Annotated in this window: 16 protein-coding genes; 10 read left to right on the forward strand and 6 right to left on the reverse strand. The window is 52.7% G+C overall.

Features of this window, described 5'->3' with window-relative positions:
* Positions 1-20 precede the first annotated feature (20 nt).
* Both SGR01S_RS01465 and SGR01S_RS01470 read left to right on the forward strand, forming a co-directional pair.
* Positions 21-368: an ArsR/SmtB family transcription factor gene (locus tag SGR01S_RS01465; RefSeq protein WP_037415536.1), complete on the forward strand. Its 348-nt coding sequence runs from the start codon at positions 21-23 to the stop codon at positions 366-368.
* A 3-nt stretch (positions 369-371) separates the two neighbouring features.
* Complete coding sequence (locus tag SGR01S_RS01470) at positions 372-905, forward strand: SRPBCC family protein (protein WP_037415539.1); 534 nt, start codon at positions 372-374, stop codon at positions 903-905.
* Here the strand turns inward: SGR01S_RS01470 and SGR01S_RS01475 are convergent, their stop codons facing one another.
* Positions 906-1,934, reverse strand: coding sequence for a transporter (locus tag SGR01S_RS01475; protein ID WP_037415542.1), 1,029 nt, complete (start codon positions 1,932-1,934; stop codon positions 906-908). It abuts the gene before it with no gap.
* 203 nt (positions 1,935-2,137) lie between these two features.
* On the opposite strand from SGR01S_RS01475, the gene SGR01S_RS01480 reads away from it, so the two are divergent.
* From SGR01S_RS01480 to SGR01S_RS01495, 4 genes are all read left to right on the forward strand, one after another.
* Complete coding sequence (locus SGR01S_RS01480) at positions 2,138-3,748, forward strand: inorganic phosphate transporter (RefSeq protein ID WP_061806329.1); 1,611 nt, start codon at positions 2,138-2,140, stop codon at positions 3,746-3,748.
* A gap of 25 nt (positions 3,749-3,773) precedes the next feature.
* Positions 3,774-4,688, forward strand: a complete 915-nt coding sequence (gene ppk2 / locus SGR01S_RS01485; protein WP_037415544.1) for a polyphosphate kinase 2 — start codon at positions 3,774-3,776, stop codon at positions 4,686-4,688.
* A gap of 160 nt (positions 4,689-4,848) precedes the next feature.
* Positions 4,849-5,682 carry a D-alanyl-D-alanine endopeptidase gene (gene pbpG, locus SGR01S_RS01490; RefSeq protein WP_061806330.1) on the forward strand — a complete coding sequence of 278 codons (834 nt, stop codon included), beginning with the start codon at positions 4,849-4,851 and terminating at the stop codon, positions 5,680-5,682.
* A gap of 156 nt (positions 5,683-5,838) precedes the next feature.
* On the forward strand, positions 5,839-6,810 hold the full coding sequence (locus tag SGR01S_RS01495) for an LLM class flavin-dependent oxidoreductase (protein ID WP_061806331.1): 972 nt from the start codon (positions 5,839-5,841) through the stop codon (positions 6,808-6,810).
* 12 nt (positions 6,811-6,822) lie between these two features.
* Here SGR01S_RS01495 and SGR01S_RS01500 read toward each other — a convergent pair whose 3' ends face one another.
* Positions 6,823-8,127 (reverse strand): aminotransferase class I/II-fold pyridoxal phosphate-dependent enzyme, encoded by a 1,305-nt coding sequence (locus SGR01S_RS01500; protein WP_061806332.1) that lies wholly within the window; start codon positions 8,125-8,127, stop codon positions 6,823-6,825.
* Between the two features lie 68 nt (positions 8,128-8,195).
* Here SGR01S_RS01500 and SGR01S_RS01505 point away from each other — a divergent pair, with 68 nt between their 5' ends.
* From SGR01S_RS01505 to SGR01S_RS01515, 3 genes are read left to right on the forward strand one after another with little or no spacing between them, the layout of a single operon-like run.
* Complete coding sequence (locus SGR01S_RS01505) at positions 8,196-8,450, forward strand: hypothetical protein (RefSeq protein ID WP_037415553.1); 255 nt, start codon at positions 8,196-8,198, stop codon at positions 8,448-8,450.
* A complete protein-coding gene (locus SGR01S_RS01510) occupies positions 8,447-9,163 on the forward strand; it encodes a glutamine amidotransferase (protein ID WP_061806333.1) in 717 nt (238 codons plus the stop codon). Before SGR01S_RS01505 ends, SGR01S_RS01510 begins: the two co-directional genes overlap by 4 nt.
* Entirely contained in the window at positions 9,164-10,003 is an 840-nt protein-coding gene (locus SGR01S_RS01515; protein WP_037415557.1) for a PfkB family carbohydrate kinase, read from the forward strand. It abuts the gene before it with no gap.
* A gap of 39 nt (positions 10,004-10,042) precedes the next feature.
* On the opposite strand, the gene SGR01S_RS01520 is transcribed toward SGR01S_RS01515, so the two are convergent.
* The 4 genes from SGR01S_RS01520 to SGR01S_RS01535 all read right to left on the reverse strand — a co-directional run bounded on the left by SGR01S_RS01520 (position 10,043) and on the right by SGR01S_RS01535 (position 15,268).
* Complete coding sequence (locus SGR01S_RS01520) at positions 10,043-10,756, reverse strand: flagellar brake protein (RefSeq protein ID WP_037415561.1); 714 nt, start codon at positions 10,754-10,756, stop codon at positions 10,043-10,045.
* Between the two features lie 74 nt (positions 10,757-10,830).
* Entirely contained in the window at positions 10,831-11,613 is a 783-nt protein-coding gene (locus SGR01S_RS01525) for an N-formylglutamate amidohydrolase (protein ID WP_037415564.1), read from the reverse strand.
* Between the two features lie 99 nt (positions 11,614-11,712).
* Positions 11,713-13,434: an ornithine lipid synthase OlsF gene (gene olsF / locus SGR01S_RS01530; RefSeq protein WP_037415567.1), complete on the reverse strand. Its 1,722-nt coding sequence runs from the start codon at positions 13,432-13,434 to the stop codon at positions 11,713-11,715.
* 172 nt (positions 13,435-13,606) lie between these two features.
* Positions 13,607-15,268, reverse strand: a complete 1,662-nt coding sequence (locus SGR01S_RS01535; protein WP_061806334.1) for a DUF4091 domain-containing protein — start codon at positions 15,266-15,268, stop codon at positions 13,607-13,609.
* Positions 15,269-15,732: 464 nt separating this feature from the next.
* Between SGR01S_RS01535 and SGR01S_RS01540 the strand changes: the two genes are divergently transcribed.
* Complete coding sequence (locus SGR01S_RS01540; protein ID WP_061806335.1) at positions 15,733-16,986, forward strand: ABC transporter substrate-binding protein; 1,254 nt, start codon at positions 15,733-15,735, stop codon at positions 16,984-16,986.
* Positions 16,987-17,061 lie beyond the last annotated feature (75 nt).

The raw sequence follows: 17,061 nt of genomic DNA on the forward strand, positions 1-17,061 counted from the left end.
CCTGTTCTATATTCAACCATATGGTTAAATTATCTTCCTCACAGCTGGACGCCATTTTCCGTGCGCTTTCTGATCCAACGCGTCGTGCGATATTACGTACGTTGGCCGATGGAGAGCACAGTGTTGGTGAACTGGCCGCGCCGTTGCAGATGTCGTTTGCCGGCGCCTCCAAGCATATCAAAGCACTGGAGCTTGCTGGGCTGGTGCAACGCACCGTGCAGGGAAGAAACCATATCTGCCGGCTTGAACCCGAGCCAATGGCACAAGCCATGCAATGGCTGCAAACCTACGAGCATTTCTGGACAGAGCGGCTGGACGCGCTGGAAATAGCGCTGCTGCAGCCCGAACCGAATCCTCCCAAGGAGTGAACTATGAACGACTACGGCATGATTATTGAAACCGGCACGCTGCGCATTCAGCGGCTGCTTCCCGGCCCGATCGAGCGGGTGTGGGCCTATCTGACGGAATCCGACAAACGCGCCACCTGGCTGGCAGCCGGTGATATGAAATTGGAAAATGGTGCCCAGGTTGAGCTGGTGTTCCGCAATTCCGATTTGACTGGCGTGCATGAGCAAACGCCAGCCAAATATAAAAACCTCAGTTGCAGCGTCAGCAACATCGGTCATATCACTTGCCTTTTCCCACCGCGACTACTGAGTTTTACCTGGGCAGAACAAGGACAAACACGCCCTTCTGAAGTCACTTTTGAACTCACAGAACAGGGCAATGCCGTGCTGTTGACGGTCACCCATCGCCGTCTGGCCAACCGTGACGAGATGCTTAGTGTGGCCGGGGGCTGGCACACCCATCTGGATATCCTGGTCGATCGCCTGCACGATCGTCAGCCACAGCCATTCTGGAGTACCCACGCCAAGCTGGAAGAAGAGTACCGGGCCAGACTCTAGTCAACTTTCATCCCGGCGTCTGAACGCCAGATAGCCGGTCACCAGCGTAAAACCGCCGACCAGCAACACCAGCAAAATAAAGCCGTGGTGATTGCTGGCCAGCGGGATCCCCCCCACGTTCATCCCGAAGAAACCCGCAACGATATTGATCGGCAGCGCCAGCACGGTGATCACTGTCAGGGTGTAGAGCGTACGGTTGTTCTGTTCCATCTGCTTGGCACCAATCTCTTCCTGCAACAGGCGAATACGCTCGGTCAGGCTGGCGAGATCGTTCAACACCACGGTAAATTCCTCAGTGAACTGGCGCAAATCTTGTACTACGTCGCGACTCAACCAGGCCGGTGGCCGGTTCAGCAAACGGAACAGCGCCGCAGGTTCCGGTGCCAGCAAACGCTGAAAACGTAGCAGCATACGGCGCATACGCCCCAGTTCAGTACGGTTACGTTTCACGTGACTGCTCAATAAACGGTCTTCAATGGTATCAACATATTGGTTAGCCTGCCGCACCAACTGCTCAAGGACGTCTTCCTGTTCTTCCAACAAATGTGCCAGCAATTCGGTGGACGATGTCAGTTGTAGCGGCCCCAACCGGCTAAGCAGCCGTTCGATCAAACGCAGAGGTTTGTGTCGTACCGTGACCACCAGCCCGCTGCAACAGTACAGCCACAATGTCGCGATCTCAGGGTTGTTTTCTTTCGGGTGGAAAATCACGTCGTTGAGCACGGCAAACAGATCATCTCCCTGCCGTTCAATGCGTGTGGTGTGCGAGCCATGACGGATTTCGTCGAAGAAAAAGTCGGAAATCGCAAAATGATTTTTCAGCCATTTTTCCGCAGCCGCATGATTCAAATTGAGATGCAGCCAGAGAAACCCCTCACCCGGCGACAATGCCTGATAAGCCTGACAAGCCTGCTGCGAAGAAACGCGCAGCGGTGGCTCTGCCGTGCGGAATACGTGACCGTAAATCAGCCCGGTGACTTCATCATCAAAATCAAGTTTGTGTAATTTTTCCGCAACCGTTTGAGCCATAACTCTTTATCCTGAATAACCGCACCAATTAATCATTAGCTCCAGCCTTTATATCAACCTTTAAATGCCAACGTTAATTATTTTCACTTTTCCTGATGATTAATATTAGCGTCATAAAAAAGTCACATTATTTCCCAATACTTTGATGGCAACAGCGTACGGCTCCGTCAGTATTCTAATGAAGTCTATCGGGAAGGTCCTTTATGAGCGAAAACAGCGCCGTTCAAGCGGGTGCGCCATCTGCACCCAGCCTGCCAAAAATCTATCAAAAGAACAGTCGACTCACTGTTCTTTTTTTTGTTTTTTTATTAGTACTGGGGATAGCTTTTGCCGGGGTTAATTTATTTAACGACGTGAGTGATGCCGGTGCAGTATATACCAGCTATGTCCCATTCCTTTTATTGGGGTTAGCGCTGTTGATTGCGCTGGGCTTTGAATTTGTTAATGGTTTTCATGACACCGCCAATGCGGTTGCCACGGTTATCTATACCCATTCATTGTCACCGATGGTGGCGGTTGTCTGGTCAGGCTTCTTTAATTTTCTCGGCGTGTTGCTTTCCAGCGGCGTAGTGGCGTTCGGTATCATTTCACTGTTGCCAGTTGAGCTGATCTTACAGGCCGGCACCGGCAACGGCTTCGCCATGGTGTATGCCCTGCTGTTCTCGGCGATTATCTGGAACCTCGGCACCTGGTGGCTCGGGTTACCTGCATCGTCATCCCATACTCTGATTGGCTCAATCATCGGTGTTGGGGTAGCCAACGCGCTGATTCACGGTCGTACCGGCACCAGCGGCGTGGACTGGGGACAGGCGATTAAAGTGGGCTACGCTTTGTTGCTTTCGCCAGTGATCGGCTTTGTGTTTGCCGCGCTATTGCTGCTGGCACTGAAAGTCTTCGTCAAAAATCGCCAACTGTATACTGCCCCCAAAAACGACTCACCACCGCCGTTGTGGATCCGCGGTTTACTGATCCTCACCTGTACGGGGGTATCTTTTGCTCATGGTTCTAACGACGGGCAAAAAGGTATGGGTCTTATCATGCTGATCCTGGTCGGTACCATGCCCATTGCCTACGCACTCAACCGCTCAATGCCACCCGAGCAAATCCCGCGGGTCGCTGCACTGGCAGAAGTCACCAAAAACCAATTGCTGAACCAGTTTCCGGCCGTCAGCCAGGCACAACCACGCGAAGTACTGACCGGTTATGTACGGACTAACGAATTGACGCCTGAAGTCGTGCCTGCATTGGCCCAACTGACTGGCGCCATCGGCGATCAAATCCGGCAATACGGTTCGGTCGACAAGATCCCCGCTCAGGCGGTTTCTAATACCCGTAATGACATGTATCTGGCATCTGAGGTCATTAAACACCTGAAGTCGGAAAAACAACTTCACATACCTGCTGACTCGCAGCGCAATCTGGATGCCTTGAAAAGCGATCTGGACAGCGCCACCCGCTTTATCCCGTTCTGGGTCAAGGTAGTTGTGGCCATTGCTCTCGGGCTGGGCACCATGGTGGGCTGGCGGCGTATCGTCGTCACCGTGGGCGAGAAGATCGGCAAAAGCCATCTCACCTATGCTCAGGGAGCCAGCGCCGAACTGGTGGCGATGACCACCATAGGTGCTGCGGATATTTTTGGGCTGCCGGTTTCCACCACTCACGTTCTGTCATCCGGCATCGCCGGCACCATGGCAGCCAACCGCTCCGGTCTGCAAATGTCCACTCTGCGCAACCTGCTGATGGCCTGGGTCTTGACGCTACCGGCCTCGGTGCTGCTTTCCGCTGGGTTGTACTGGATTTTCAACCATTTCTAAACCGGGCTAACACGGAGAATTAATTATGGCTATGCATGAATTTAACCGCGACGACAGCTTCAACCAGCGCCTGCTGCAAGAATTTTACGACAGCTATGACGAAGAGCTGGAAATGGAACTGGACGATCTGCGCTTTGACGATACCGAAGTGGACAGCGATCCGAAAAAAGCCTGGCGCAAACAGTACTTTCGCGAGTTGCTGCGTCTACAGGGTGAACTGGTGAAACTGCAGGACTGGGTTATGCGCACCGGTCATCGGCTGGTGATTATTTTTGAAGGCCGGGACGCCGCCGGCAAAGGTGGAGTGATCAAACGCATTACTCAGCGCCTGAATCCGCGCACCTGCCGTGTGGCTGCACTGCCGGCACCCAACGACCGGGAACGCACCCAGTGGTATTTCCAACGCTTTATTGCCCATTTACCGGCAGCAGGCGAAATGGTGCTGTTCGACCGCAGTTGGTACAACCGTGCTGGGGTGGAAAAAGTAATGGGCTTTTGCAACGACGAGGAATACGAAGAGTTTTTCCGCAGCGTGCCGGAGTTCGAGAAAATGCTGACACGCAGTGGCATCCAGATAGTGAAATACTGGTTCTCAATCACCGATGATGAGCAAGAGTTGCGTTTTCTCAGTCGTATCCACGATCCACTGAAGCAGTGGAAGCTCAGCCCGATGGATCTGGAAAGTCGCCGACGCTGGGAAGACTATACTGAGGCCAAAGAAGTCATGTTGGCACGCACTAACATTCCTGAGGCGCCATGGTGGGTAGTTCAGGGTGTCGACAAGAAAAAGGCGCGTCTGAACTGCATCAGTCACCTGCTTGAGCAACTACCTTACGAAGAAGCGGAAGGCAACGTGATCACCCTGCCACCGCGCAAGCGCAGCCCGGATTACAACCGTCACCCGGTTCCGGACACTATGGTGGTCCCAGAAGTGTATTGATGCTTATAGGGAGGCGGTACACCGTCTCCCTGCCTCTTACCCACAGCTCTGTCACGCCAAGATTGCCGCCCCGTTGAATCATCACCCTATTTTCTCCACATTTGCTGTGCAGACTCTTACTGATATTCATTCATCAGTCAGGATCATAGTTACGGTAGCCATGTCTTTATTTAATTCCATCGTTCGCACTCCCGCACGCCACTTCGGCGCCATTTTGGTTCTTACTCTGCTTTTCATACTGCCTGCCGCACACGCCGCTGCGCCACTGGCTCTACATTCAACATCGGTGTTGGTAGTCAATCAACGTACCGGTAAAATCCTGTATCAAAAAAAAGCCAACCGCGTACAGCCCATTGCCTCGCTGACCAAGTTGATGACGGCCATGGTTACGCTGGACAGCAAACGTCCACTGGGCAACAGGATGCAGGTCACGCCATCCGACCGTGATCTGTTGAAGAAAACCCACTCACGCCTGACCATAGGTTCGACTCTCAGCCGTCGCGATATGTTGCACATCGCCCTGATGTCATCGGAAAACCGCGCAGCATCGGCGCTGAGCCGCAATTATCCCGGTGGTCGCAAAGCCTTTGTGGCGAAAATGAATCAGAAAGCACGTGCCATCGGCATGAAGCATGCCCGCTTTTACGATCCGACCGGGCTGACACCAAAAAATGTTGCCAGCGCCAACGATCTGCTGAAAATGGTTAATCATGCCTACCGTTATCAGACCATTCGACGTTTTAGTACTGACAAACAGCAAATCGTACACCCTGGCCGAGGTCAGTTGGTTTATCGTAGCTCCAATGGGCTAATCAACAATCCCGCCTGGAAAATCCAATTACAGAAGACCGGGTTCACCGACGAAGCGGGCCATTGTCTGGTCATGCGGACACTGATCAAGGGGCAGCCGGTGGTAATGATCCTACTCGGTTCACAGCAACGTTACGGCCACTATAGCGATGCCATTCGCCTGAAAACCTGGCTGGAATCCTGACCTGATACGGGCGCGTTCATTACGCGCCTCTTTACCGTTCTGCGCATATCTAAATCCGTTTTTTATCAATGGAATATCCTATCCCCAATCAGTATTACGCCCGGGGCGTTCGGCATGATATTTGTCGTGGATAATTGATGATAAAGGAGCAGGAAAATGGCTTATGCCCTGAGCGTGTTGGAAAAAAGTCCGATAGCCGATGGAGAAAGCGCTGCACAAGCGCTTACACGCACGCTGCACCTGGCGCAGCAGGCTGAAATTTGGGGTTACCGCCGTTTCTGGCTAGCAGAACATCACAACACCGTGCAACTTGCCTGCCCTTCGCCCGAAGTACTGATTGCCTATTTACTCGGGCAAACGTCACAGATCCGCATCGGTTCCGGCGGCGTCATGCTGCAGCACTATAGTGCCTATAAAGTAGCGGAAAACTTCAATCTCTTGGCGACACTGGCGCCAGGCAGAGTCGATCTGGGGGTGGGCAAAGCACCGGGTGGACTGCCACTCTCGACCCAAGCGCTACAGGCTGCTCACGACCAGCAGAATAAACCGGATTTTCCTCAACAACTCGCCCAGCTCAACGCTTATTTGAATGATGATGCGCAACCGGGCCTGAGCGCCACGCCGCAGCCGTCACAACCCGCACAGCGTTTTCTGCTGGGTGCCAGCGAAGAAAGTGCCCAGTTGGCTGCCGAACACGGCTGGGCCTTTGTGTTTGCTGCTCACCTCAATGGCAATCAGGAGGACATTAAACGGGCGCTAGCACATTACGCCACGCAAAGCGGCGGGCGCAAAGCCCTGCTGGCTGTCGCGGTGATCGTCGCCGATAGCGCCGAGCAGGCTAATGCACTGACGGCGGGGATCCAGCAATACCGTGTGCACGTCACCGGTGGTCAAAGCGTGACTGTCGGCAGCCTGGAACAGGCAGAGAGTTTTGTGCAACAAGCCGGCGCAACCGATTATCGCATTGAGCCCCGCGAAAGCCACATCTTGCGGGGCACCGCTCAGCAAGTACGCCAGCAGTTGGACCAATTGCACCAGCAATATGGTGTGGAAGAGTTTGTGATTGATACCCCCATAACCCAGCCCGCTGCCCGTCTGACCTCTTTACGGCTATTGGCGCAGGCTTGATTCTGGGATTATTCAGTTAACCACGGTACCCGCACCGATCGCGACAATCAGATCCTGCGCCAGCGTTTCCAGTTGTGTTGAGATCAGGTTAGCCAAACTAACACGGATCGCCGGGCCGCTTTTCAGGCGGAACGGCTCACCACTTTGTACCAACCATCCGCGCTGCGCCATGATTTGACTGGCTGCGGCCTCTGAGCGTACCGGCAGCCAGATATGGACGCCTTCCCCCGGCGGCAAGGGAATGCCGCTCAACGTATGTAACCGTTCCGCCAATGCATCACGCCGTTGCTGATAGGCATGTTGCGCACGCACCAGTAAACCATCACGCTGCGCTTGTGCCCATAATTTAACGGCAATTTGCTGCAAGATATGGCTGACCCAACGCTCGCGAATGTATTGATCCGCACGCATCGCCTGCATCAGTTGCGGCTTGCCGCAGGCCAGCGCAATACGCAGATCCGGGCTGAGAAACTTACTCAAAGACAACACGTACAAACCGTTATCCTTGGCACATGGCAAATGCAAAGGCTGCTGTGACAACGGCCCCCAGAAATCATCAACGATCGCCAGACAAGCAGGATTTTTCGCTAAAAATTCACGCCAACTTTTGGCGCGTGCGGCGCTTAATGACATGCCTGTCGGGTTCTGTGCTCGCGGCGTCAGTATCACCGCACACCCCTGCTTGCTGGCGTCTTTCTCCGGCAAGCAACATCCTTGAGCGTCTATCGGCAAAGGCAGCGGTTTGAGGCGAAGATGCCGCAACAGCGTCAGTAACGGCGGCCAGCATGGGTCTTCCACCCACACTGAGGCTCCCGGTGCCGCATGGCTACGCAGTGCCTTCTCAATAGCGTCAAGCGCGCCAGAAAACACCGACACCTCGCCTAACGATGCCCCTTGTTGGGATAACCATTCGCCAGCAAGTTGACACAACGCCGGCAAATCACCGCTAACGTCATAGCCATTCTGCTGTGGGAATGCATCATCTGCACTCAGCGACAGTACCGGTAACAGTGTGGCGTCCAGGTTGCCGCTGGCCAAATCACGCATGCCTTCAGGTACTTGACGAACATTGCGCACGGCCATTAATGGTTGCTCAAGCACTTGTGTCCCTGCCCGACCGCGGGTGGCGACCAAACCGGCATCTCGTAGCTTGGCATAGGCGCTGGCAACCGTATTGGGGTTCACCCCCAACTCACCGGCCAGTTGACGCACAGGTGGCAGTAAATCACCCGGTTGCAAATCACCCTGCTTTATCTGCGTGCTGAACTGTTCAGCAATCTGGACAGCACTGCCGCCTTTTGCATACAATGAACCCATACATAAAACCTTTTTGTATTAGTTCAAACAAGATTACCTGTTTCGAACGGAAAAGTTAAGGGGTAAAGATGGAAAAACATTACGTACTCGATATTCAACATGACGGGAAAGCTTTCGCCCGTTTACAGATGCTCACGCCTTGGGCGGAGACTCAACTGCAACAGGCGCAAGCGCTGTTTCCCACCGAACAGGGTTACCAGTTACAGATCAGCCAAGTCAAAGAGCGCCGGATAGTTTATCAAAGCGGTATCGGCGGCATCACAATTTTGGGCGACACCCTGGAACTTGAACCTTATCCCAACACCACAGAGGTACAACAATGAAGAAAGTGGTCGCTATCAGACATGTCAATTTCGAAAATCTCGGTATTTTAGGTTCACTGCTTTCATTACGTGGCTATCAGATTGATTATTACGATGCCGGTCGTGACGATATCCGCGCCATCAATAATGAGGAAACCGATCTGTTGGTGGTGCTGGGCGGGCCGATCAGTGCCGCGCAACATTTTGCCGGCCAACAACACTATGCGTTTCTCAATGACGAACTGGCACTGGTAACACAGCGGTTGCAGCAAAAACGGCCTACACTCGGCATCTGCCTTGGTGCACAAGTGATGGCTCAGGCCTTGGGGGCCGATGTCGTCTCGCTCGGTGTGAAAGAAATTGGCTTCGCCCCACTGACCTTAACGGCAAATGAAGACTCAGTGCTGGCATCGTTGGGCGCAACGCCAGTGCTGCACTGGCACGGTGACATGTTTATGATCCCTGAGGGGGCTACCTGTCTGGCAGGTACCGAGATTTGCCCTAATCAGGCGTTTGAATACCAGGATTTTGCCCTTGGGCTACAGTTTCATTTGGAAGCCGATCACCACGACATTGAGCGCTGGCTGGTAGGCCATGCCTGTGAGTTGGAGTTAGCGGGTATCCTTCCGCAACGTTTACGCCAACAGGCTGCTCGTTACGGCACAGAATTAGAACAGCGCGCTCGGCAGGTATTTGCACAGTGGCTGGATAAAATTGAACCAAGGAAGTCCTAGATGCATCAGATTTCTCAACTACAACCACCGCAGATTGATGTGATCAGCATTCAATCCCAGGTGGTGTACGGTAGCGTCGGCAACGGTATCGCTTACCGTACCTTACTGAAAAAAGGGCTGGAAGCATTACAGGTACCCAGCGTGCTGTTCGGTTGCCCGCCTTATTACGGTGCTCCCAGCGGCGGTGTCATTTCCGCAGAGTGGTTCCGTGGTTTCCTGGAAGATTTATTGACCCGCGGTGTGATGTTGCGCACCCGGGCCGTGATTGTTGGTTATCTTGGCGATGTCAGTCAGTGCCACATACTGGAAAGCTGGTTGCAGCGCGTGCGTGCTATCAATCCGCAGATAAAGATTTATATCGATCCAGTGATGGGCGATTACGGTGAAGGCGTTTATGTCGATGAGCGCATCGTCGGTTGCTATCGTTCACCCTTTCTGGCATTAGCCAATGGCCTCACCCCTAACGGGTTTGAGCTAGAGCAGCTTTGCGGACACCCTTTGCTCAGCCGTGAGCAGACGCAGCATGCCGCAGAGGCATTGTTGAATGACACCACCGAGTGGGTGTTGGTAACCAGTGCACCAGGCGTGGCAGAAAACGACGATGAAGTGGGGTTACTGTTGGTCAGCCGCCACGAAGTGCAAAGCTATACCCATCCTAAAATCCAGTCGAAGGTCAAAGGCACCGGGGATATGTTCACAGCATTGCTCGTCAGCCATTTGCTGCACGGTAAGAATCTCAACGACGCCATCGTTACCGCCAGTGGCGAGGTATGCGACGTGTTGGCAGAAGCGGAGCATTTTGGTTGGGAGGAAATTGGGAGTTTACGTGCCTTGAAATAGGCCGGGGTGACGGGGCAGCCAGCTGCCCCACTCGTCTTCTTAACGCTTTTTCTTCTTATTGAAATCCAATTCGAACGCAAACACAGCACTCTGAATTTTTCTTTCCATTGCCAAACCCAATTTCATGAAACGGCATGACAAGCGTGAAAAACGCACCAATTGGTCGTCATCATCTAACTCTTGATCTTCATTGATCACCACCAGCTCCATATTGACCTTGAAGCTGCCATAGCTGCCAAGATCCAATAACGCCTTTTTGAACTGGAACCCGGGCTGGAGGTTTTCCGGCAGTGGACCATCCACGCGCAAACCGACGCCACCAGCAGAGAGATCGTGGATCCTCAACTGGTACTCGCTGCCGTCGGCATATTCGCCACTGCAGAGAAATTCACGCCAGTGTGGGGTAGTCACGCGAAACTGACGACGGCGCTGGATGTACACCAGTTCCTTCGGCAATTGAGTTGAACATGCATTAACGCCCTGATGATGGGTGGTTTCTGCCCGACCGACAGAGAACTCGATCTTCGCATCATGGCTTTCGATCACAATGGTACATTCGCCATCGACAACCGTCTCCGCCTCATCGCCACTGAACACGATATTATCCGGTCCGACACTCAGTAACAGACTCTGAAACTGTTGTCGCTCATTGACGACTCGCAGTGGCGTGCGCTGTTTACAAATTTCGCGCAAAATCGCCAGCACTTCAAAGCGCTCCTGCTTGATAAACAATCCGTTATCATTTTGCTCCACTCGTCGCTCCTGACTCTTCCCAATGACGATTTACACTTTCCTTACAGATATCATCACTGGGAATATTCCTAAAGTCAAATTTGCCAACGATACCAAGCCTGTGGCAGCAGTCTGGCAAAGCGTTTTGCCCAGTCTTGCTGACCTTGTTGATCCGCAATCAGATCCTGGCGGATCTCAATGCCGACGTAGGGAAGCTGCCGCCGCTCGGCATGCACCGGCAAAGTGTAATCCGTGGCATCAGTCATGGCATAAGGTTCGTTGACGCCCACGTCCAAATCCCCTTCTTCTCGCAACAGCTCGGCCAACAGCAAGGCGAACTCCGGTTGGCGATTAAACAACAACCCCACTTGCCATGGTCGCGCATTCCCTTTAAATACCGGCGTAAAACTGTGCATCGCAATAATCGCCGTCGGTAGCCCGGCACGTTGACGCGCGTCCAAGGTGTCGGCAATGGTTCGATGATAGGGCAGAAAAATCTCATGCTCGCGGGCTAAAGTTTGTTCAGCCTGTATACCGACATTGCCTGGGATCGGCGTCAACTCGGACACCTGAGGGATCGAGCTGGCGATACCGGGCGTACGATTACAGTCAATCACTAATCGTGAATAGCGCTGGTGAATCAGTGTGGTATCCAGTTGGCGGCTGAGATGACGTGAAACGTTTAGTGCGCCAATGTCCCAGCCGATATGGCGGTCAATCTCCCCCGGTGGTAAGCCCAGATCCCCCAAACGTTGGGGTATTGCCTGACCTGCGTGATCGCACAGTAATAAAAAGGGTGCAACACCCTTTGCTGTTTCAACCGCCACAGCGGCGGGATCATCAACGGTTAATAAAGACGGGACAAACGACTGTGGCATGAAAGACTCCGACGCTGGAACAAAGCCTTATCTTAGGCTATATCCCACCGCCGGCGCCAAGCCTCGGATTAGATCAAAAATGCATGAATGAGAAGCGAATCAATCTATACATGCATCCTGTGGCTGATGTACCGCAATGTAACGCTGGAAACGCGCCGGTTTAAGTCGGGTCAGATCGACCAGTACCAGGCCGTCAATGCAGTTGTTGAAAGCCGGATCAGTTCCGAAATCAATAAATTGCACCCCGCCTGGCTCACATAGCTCGGTATATTGTTTATACAGCGTAGGTATCGAACAACCGATGTTGCTCAGCAGGCTTTTCAGCCTGATCAGATCTTCCTGATAGTTATCGCCGGCAAACTGCGCCAACACCTGCGGCAACGAGGCAGGATAAGGCTGACGAGACTGCGCCAACGCATGATTAGGCGAGAAATACAGTCGATAGAAGGCAATCAACAGGTCACGCGCCGTCACTGGCATGCCACCGGAAATGGAAACCGGGCCAAACAGATAGCGGTACTGCGGATATTTTGCCAGGTAAGCGCCAATCCCCAGCCACAGGTAATCCAGCCCACGTTTGCCCCAATAGGCCGGCTGAATAAAGCTGCGGCCCAGTTCGATGCCTTGCGCCAGAATCGGTGCCATATCGCGGTCATAATGGAACAGGCTATTACTGTAAATGCTTTCCAGCCCTTTACGCTCTAACTGTTCGGCGGTAGGGATAAAGCGGTAAGCACCGACAATCTCCAACTCGTCCGCGTCCCACAACACCAGGTGGTAATAGTCGTCGTCATAGCTATCCAGGTCCCGACGACGTCCCGACCCTTCGCCAACAGCCCGGAAGGCGATTTCGCGCAGGCGGCCCAGTTCACGCAGAATAGGCGTACGAGCCTCATCCTGACGGCGATACAGGAAGATCTCTTTGCCGTCCGGCGTGACTCCTAACCGTTCACAGTTTGCCAGCGCCTTTTTCAGTTCCAACCGGTCTTCCGGCAAGGCGATCGGTGATTCACTGGCAAACAGTCCTTCTTTCCCCTGACCCAGTCGGTATACGTGACGACGGAAGCGTTCCGCCAGATCTTTAGCACTGGTATGCCCATCATGCCAGTTGGCGAACGGAATACGCCCGCCAACGCGGATTTTAATGCGTCCCCCTTGCTGTTGGAACATTTCCCGCACCAGCAAGAGTGTGGACAGAGGGCGATAAACCATCGACGTGAAATAAAACAGGTTGCTGTTACGCGCACTGATGTGAATTGGCACAATCGGCGCTCGCGCCTTAGCCGCCAGGCGCAAGAAACCGGTATGCCAGTGACCATCTCGTATGCCTTTCGGGCTCATGCGCGACACTTCGCCCGCGGGGAACAGGATCAACGCACCCTGCTTATCCAACTGGGCCTGCATGCCTTCAATTTGCTTACGGTTGGTCTTGTTACCCACGTTGTCCACCGGCACAAACAGGTTGCGCAGTGGTTCTATATAGGTCAACAGTTGGCTGGCGACCACCTTAACATCCGGGCGTACTGCCGCTACGGCACGCAGCAGCACCAGTCCGTCCAGCGAACCAATCGGGTGGTTGGCTACCAGCACCACCGGCCCCTGGCTCGGAATATTTTCCAGGTCACCATCGACCAACTCACAACTGAGGTTAAAGTAGTCCACCACCTGCTCGATCAAATCCAGCCCCTTCAGGTGTGGATAGTCGGCGGCAAACTGTTTGAATTCTTTTTCGAAGAGTAAAGTTCTCAGCAGGCTACGCTGCCAGGCAGGGGTTTTGCGGTGTGGAAATGCATCATGCAACAGAGAGTCCAAGCTAAACATCGCGTTATCTCCTGGCTTAGTCGCTGCAAACTTAAGCCAGCGCTATGACCCTAACATGTCAGTATCATGACAAAAAAATGAAATCCCTCGACCTATCAGGTATAGCAAATAATTGAAAACTTGGTGGCAACGGTGTGTACCGCGCCACCTGCGTCGCATTTTATGCCACTGTCTACAGCAAGGCTTCGATACGTTTGTTGACCGCTTCACGTAATCGCAGCAGTGGATCCGCCTGGTGCGGATAGCGTTTAAACGTGATGCGCATCCCCAGTTCCTGTTCAATCAGCGCCTCTACTGCTGTGCGATCGGTCAGGCTTTCCAATAGCTGTAGAGCGCGCATGTCTTGCAACCCCTGATGCAACACCCGGAGGCGTAACGACTCCACGGGTTCCAGATTATCGCCGGGATAGACCACAAAAGCATCACCGGACGGAAATGCATTCCGGCAGTCCGTCACGGCATAGGGATTCAGTTTTTCTCGTGAATGGCCGCTGTTATAGAAGTTGAAACCCCAATGCAAAAAACCGGTGATGTTGTACAAATAAAGCTGGATACCCAAAATACGATTACGTGCCGAAGGCTGAGCGAAGAAACGGTTGGCTACCTCTGTTTTTTGCACACAGCAGTAATAAGCCCACAACCCCGGCACCTGGTTTTCAATAAAAGGCGCGATATGATCAGTGGCGGCGACCGGTGTTTCCACTAGCCCCTGCTGGTAAAATGCATAGTCTGATAAGGCGTCAAACGTATGGAACCCCGCCAATAGTGGGCGTAACGTCGCACTGGCGCGTTGATAAACGGCTATGTTTTCCAGTGTCGGTTCATCCGAAATGTGGAACCACACGCGCTGCTGTAATTGCCGCTCGCGGAACCAGTCGGTCAGCGCCGGCAACAGTGCCTGTAGAAACTGTTGATACTCTTCAGCGTGGGCGTCGGTTTGCCAGCCGAACAGCGGACTCAGTGTGCCGTCTATCTCCACCATAATTTTCGGGGCGTGCGCCGCCCCCCACTGAGTAAACAACGGTGCAATCTCAAAGTGTTCAATGCCCTCTTCCTGCGCCATTGCCACCCATTGCGCCAGACGTTGGAAATCAAACCGGTAGCCCTGCGCAGACCGCTGTACGCCTACCAGTTGTACTGTGGTGCGCTCACCGCCGATGGCGGTATCAAGAGGCGGCGTGAAGATCGGTGTCAACAGCATGTTTATCCCACTACTGACTGCGCAGCGGACATAATTACGTACCGCCAGCCAATATTCGGGGCTGAACACCCTGAGGTGATAGTAGTCCGCAAGGCAGTCAGAATGCAGCCATTCGGTATGCAATAAGGTTTGCGGTGGCAGTGCCGCGGGGACGATATGCAGCGTCAGTGTCGCACTTGCCAGCACAGCATCAGTCGCAACATCAAACAGTGTCAGCGTTAACGGATAGTCACCACCGGCAACCGGTGTCAGCGGTGGGGTAAAGGTCAACCAGAGGCTGCCATAATAATGGCTGGGGGCAAAGAAACGACGATCGACCATAGGCGCCAACGGATCAGGAAATAACCCCGGCTCAGTACGCAGGTAGTTCTCATCGGTCTCGGCATAACAGGGAAAATGACTGGGTACCGATTGAACCTGACGCACATTGATATACTCTGCTAGCGGCCCTTCAAGGCGGCATCTTAATTCTCTTCGCGTTTCATTACCTACCGGGTGTAAGCAATAGACCCCTTGCCAGGAAACTATTTCGTTACTCAAGCCACTTAGTGTATTTATCTGTGAAACCTGTGGTGCATTACGGCTATGAAATACTTTTTCCAGACAATGGGTAAAGGTCAATGAAAGGCGCATAACATTAATCTCTCTTTTATTTCAAAATACCGGTGAGTGATTTTTAAGCTAAACCCTTTTATCGTCACAAACAATAGTCTCAATCAAAAATCGACGATGAGCCTGTTCAGATGTTGCGATATACAATTTTTTTGTTTATTTGCATCACAAAAATGAAAGATAGCCAAGCCTGCACAATAATAATGTTTTTAATCCCCATTATGGTGCAGGGGTTATCACTTATTCCTATGACCTCAGCAGGCCGTAAATGGCGTACGGCAGGGCTAAAATCGGCTCAAAAGGTTAACGAATTGTGAACAAGTGACGCTTTCGGTTTAGACTTCAACCCTTTCGATTTTAACAACAGTGAAACATTTATGCCCCATTTTTGGGCAGATCAGGGTGTATTGACACATTGAAAGTTAAGGGATAGAAAGAATTCACGTTACGAAAATATTTATTCGTCGTCCACCGAGGGGAAAGCAATGTCACCGATAAAAAATACCGGCCGTCTTCTTGTGCACTCTGCCATCGCGGCTGCATTATTATTGCCAACCATGCTATATGCCGCAGACCAAATAACGTTACGTTATGCCGTATGGGACAGAAACCAATTACCTGCCGAACAGGAGATTGCCAAGCGCTTTGAAAAAGAAAACCCTAACATTAAAATAACGATAGAATTAACCCCATCAGCACAATACTTTGTTAAATTAGATTCAGCTGCAGCTGGCGGCGTTGCCCCTGATATATTCTGGATAAACATGCCTTATTTCGTGCAATATGCCAAGAATGGCATAATGCAACCCTTAACACCTTATATTACCGGCAGTAATGTTAATTTAAATAACATCGTGACCAGTTCGGTAAAAGCGTATCAGTATGACGGTCAGCAGATGGCCATCCCTCGTGACGTAGATTCCATTGCCGTCTGGTACAACAAAAAGCTGTTTGACCAGGCTGGCGTCAGCTACCCCACCAACGACTGGGATTGGGACACGCTGAAAAGCAAAGCGGCAGCACTGAAAGCCGGCTTGAAAGGAAGCGCCTTCCCCTTGGTGATGGATCTGAGCATTGACGGCCAGGACAGCTACATGAACCTGTTGTTCCAGAACGGGAACCACATTGTGCCAAAAGACGGCCAGCCGACCGACATCGCCAATGATAAGTCGATCTGGGTATATCAGCAGCTGCAATCAATGATGAAAGACGGGCTGATGCCAAGCGCTCAGCAAATGAGTGAAGTCAAAACCGAAAACATCTTCCAGTCCAACCGCGCGGCGATGGTGTATGCCGGCTCATGGTTGGCGGCGCCCTTCGCCAACAATCCGCTGATTAATGATCATATCGGCGTGGTAATGATGCCAAAAATCGAACGCCAGTCCGGCGTAGCGCACAGTCTGGCATTTGCCATGTCCGCCAACAGCGCCCACAAGCCGGAAGCCTGGAAATACATCGAGTTTATGAGCTCTGAAGCCTCACAGACTGAGTTGGCAAAAGCGGTGATCCCGGCCAACAAACTGGCAGCCAAAGCCTGGGCGGCGGAGATCAAAAAAGTCGATGTCACGCCTTATATTGACACCCTTAACGTGACCGAAGCCTACCCTACTGCCGGTACCAATACGCCGAAATGGCAAAACATGTGGATTGCCAGCCTGAAGAAAATATTTATGGGCGCGGACGCCAAAGCCGAGATGGACAAGTCGGTCAAGAAGATCGAACGCGTCATGGAGCAGTAATCACCCCGTGCCGGTAGCGCCTGCCCGAAGGCGCACCGGCTGCGGAACACCGCAGAGCAGTTACAGGTGAGGAAT

The organism is Serratia grimesii NBRC 13537, from assembly GCF_001590905.1.
Classification (GTDB): domain Bacteria; phylum Pseudomonadota; class Gammaproteobacteria; order Enterobacterales; family Enterobacteriaceae; genus Serratia; species Serratia grimesii.

Bases quoted from the DNA above. Each gene is read 5' to 3' on its own strand.
- SGR01S_RS01505 (WP_037415553.1), top strand. From the start codon at position 8,196: ATGGAAAAACATTACGTACTCGATATTCAACATGACGGGAAAGCTTTC.
- SGR01S_RS01515 (WP_037415557.1), top strand. From the start codon at position 9,164: ATGCATCAGATTTCTCAACTACAACCACCGCAGATTGATGTGATCAGC.
- pbpG (WP_061806330.1), top strand. From the start codon at position 4,849: ATGTCTTTATTTAATTCCATCGTTCGCACTCCCGCACGCCACTTCGGC.
- SGR01S_RS01500 (WP_061806332.1), bottom strand. From the start codon at position 8,127: ATGGGTTCATTGTATGCAAAAGGCGGCAGTGCTGTCCAGATTGCTGAA.
- SGR01S_RS01470 (WP_037415539.1), top strand. From the start codon at position 372: ATGAACGACTACGGCATGATTATTGAAACCGGCACGCTGCGCATTCAG.
- SGR01S_RS01480 (WP_061806329.1), top strand. From the start codon at position 2,138: ATGAGCGAAAACAGCGCCGTTCAAGCGGGTGCGCCATCTGCACCCAGC.
- SGR01S_RS01525 (WP_037415564.1), bottom strand. From the start codon at position 11,613: ATGCCACAGTCGTTTGTCCCGTCTTTATTAACCGTTGATGATCCCGCC.
- SGR01S_RS01465 (WP_037415536.1), top strand. From the start codon at position 21: ATGGTTAAATTATCTTCCTCACAGCTGGACGCCATTTTCCGTGCGCTT.
- SGR01S_RS01475 (WP_037415542.1), bottom strand. From the start codon at position 1,934: ATGGCTCAAACGGTTGCGGAAAAATTACACAAACTTGATTTTGATGAT.
- SGR01S_RS01510 (WP_061806333.1), top strand. From the start codon at position 8,447: ATGAAGAAAGTGGTCGCTATCAGACATGTCAATTTCGAAAATCTCGGT.
- ppk2 (WP_037415544.1), top strand. From the start codon at position 3,774: ATGGCTATGCATGAATTTAACCGCGACGACAGCTTCAACCAGCGCCTG.
- SGR01S_RS01540 (WP_061806335.1), top strand. From the start codon at position 15,733: ATGTCACCGATAAAAAATACCGGCCGTCTTCTTGTGCACTCTGCCATC.
- SGR01S_RS01495 (WP_061806331.1), top strand. From the start codon at position 5,839: ATGGCTTATGCCCTGAGCGTGTTGGAAAAAAGTCCGATAGCCGATGGA.
- olsF (WP_037415567.1), bottom strand. From the start codon at position 13,434: ATGTTTAGCTTGGACTCTCTGTTGCATGATGCATTTCCACACCGCAAA.
- SGR01S_RS01535 (WP_061806334.1), bottom strand. From the start codon at position 15,268: ATGCGCCTTTCATTGACCTTTACCCATTGTCTGGAAAAAGTATTTCAT.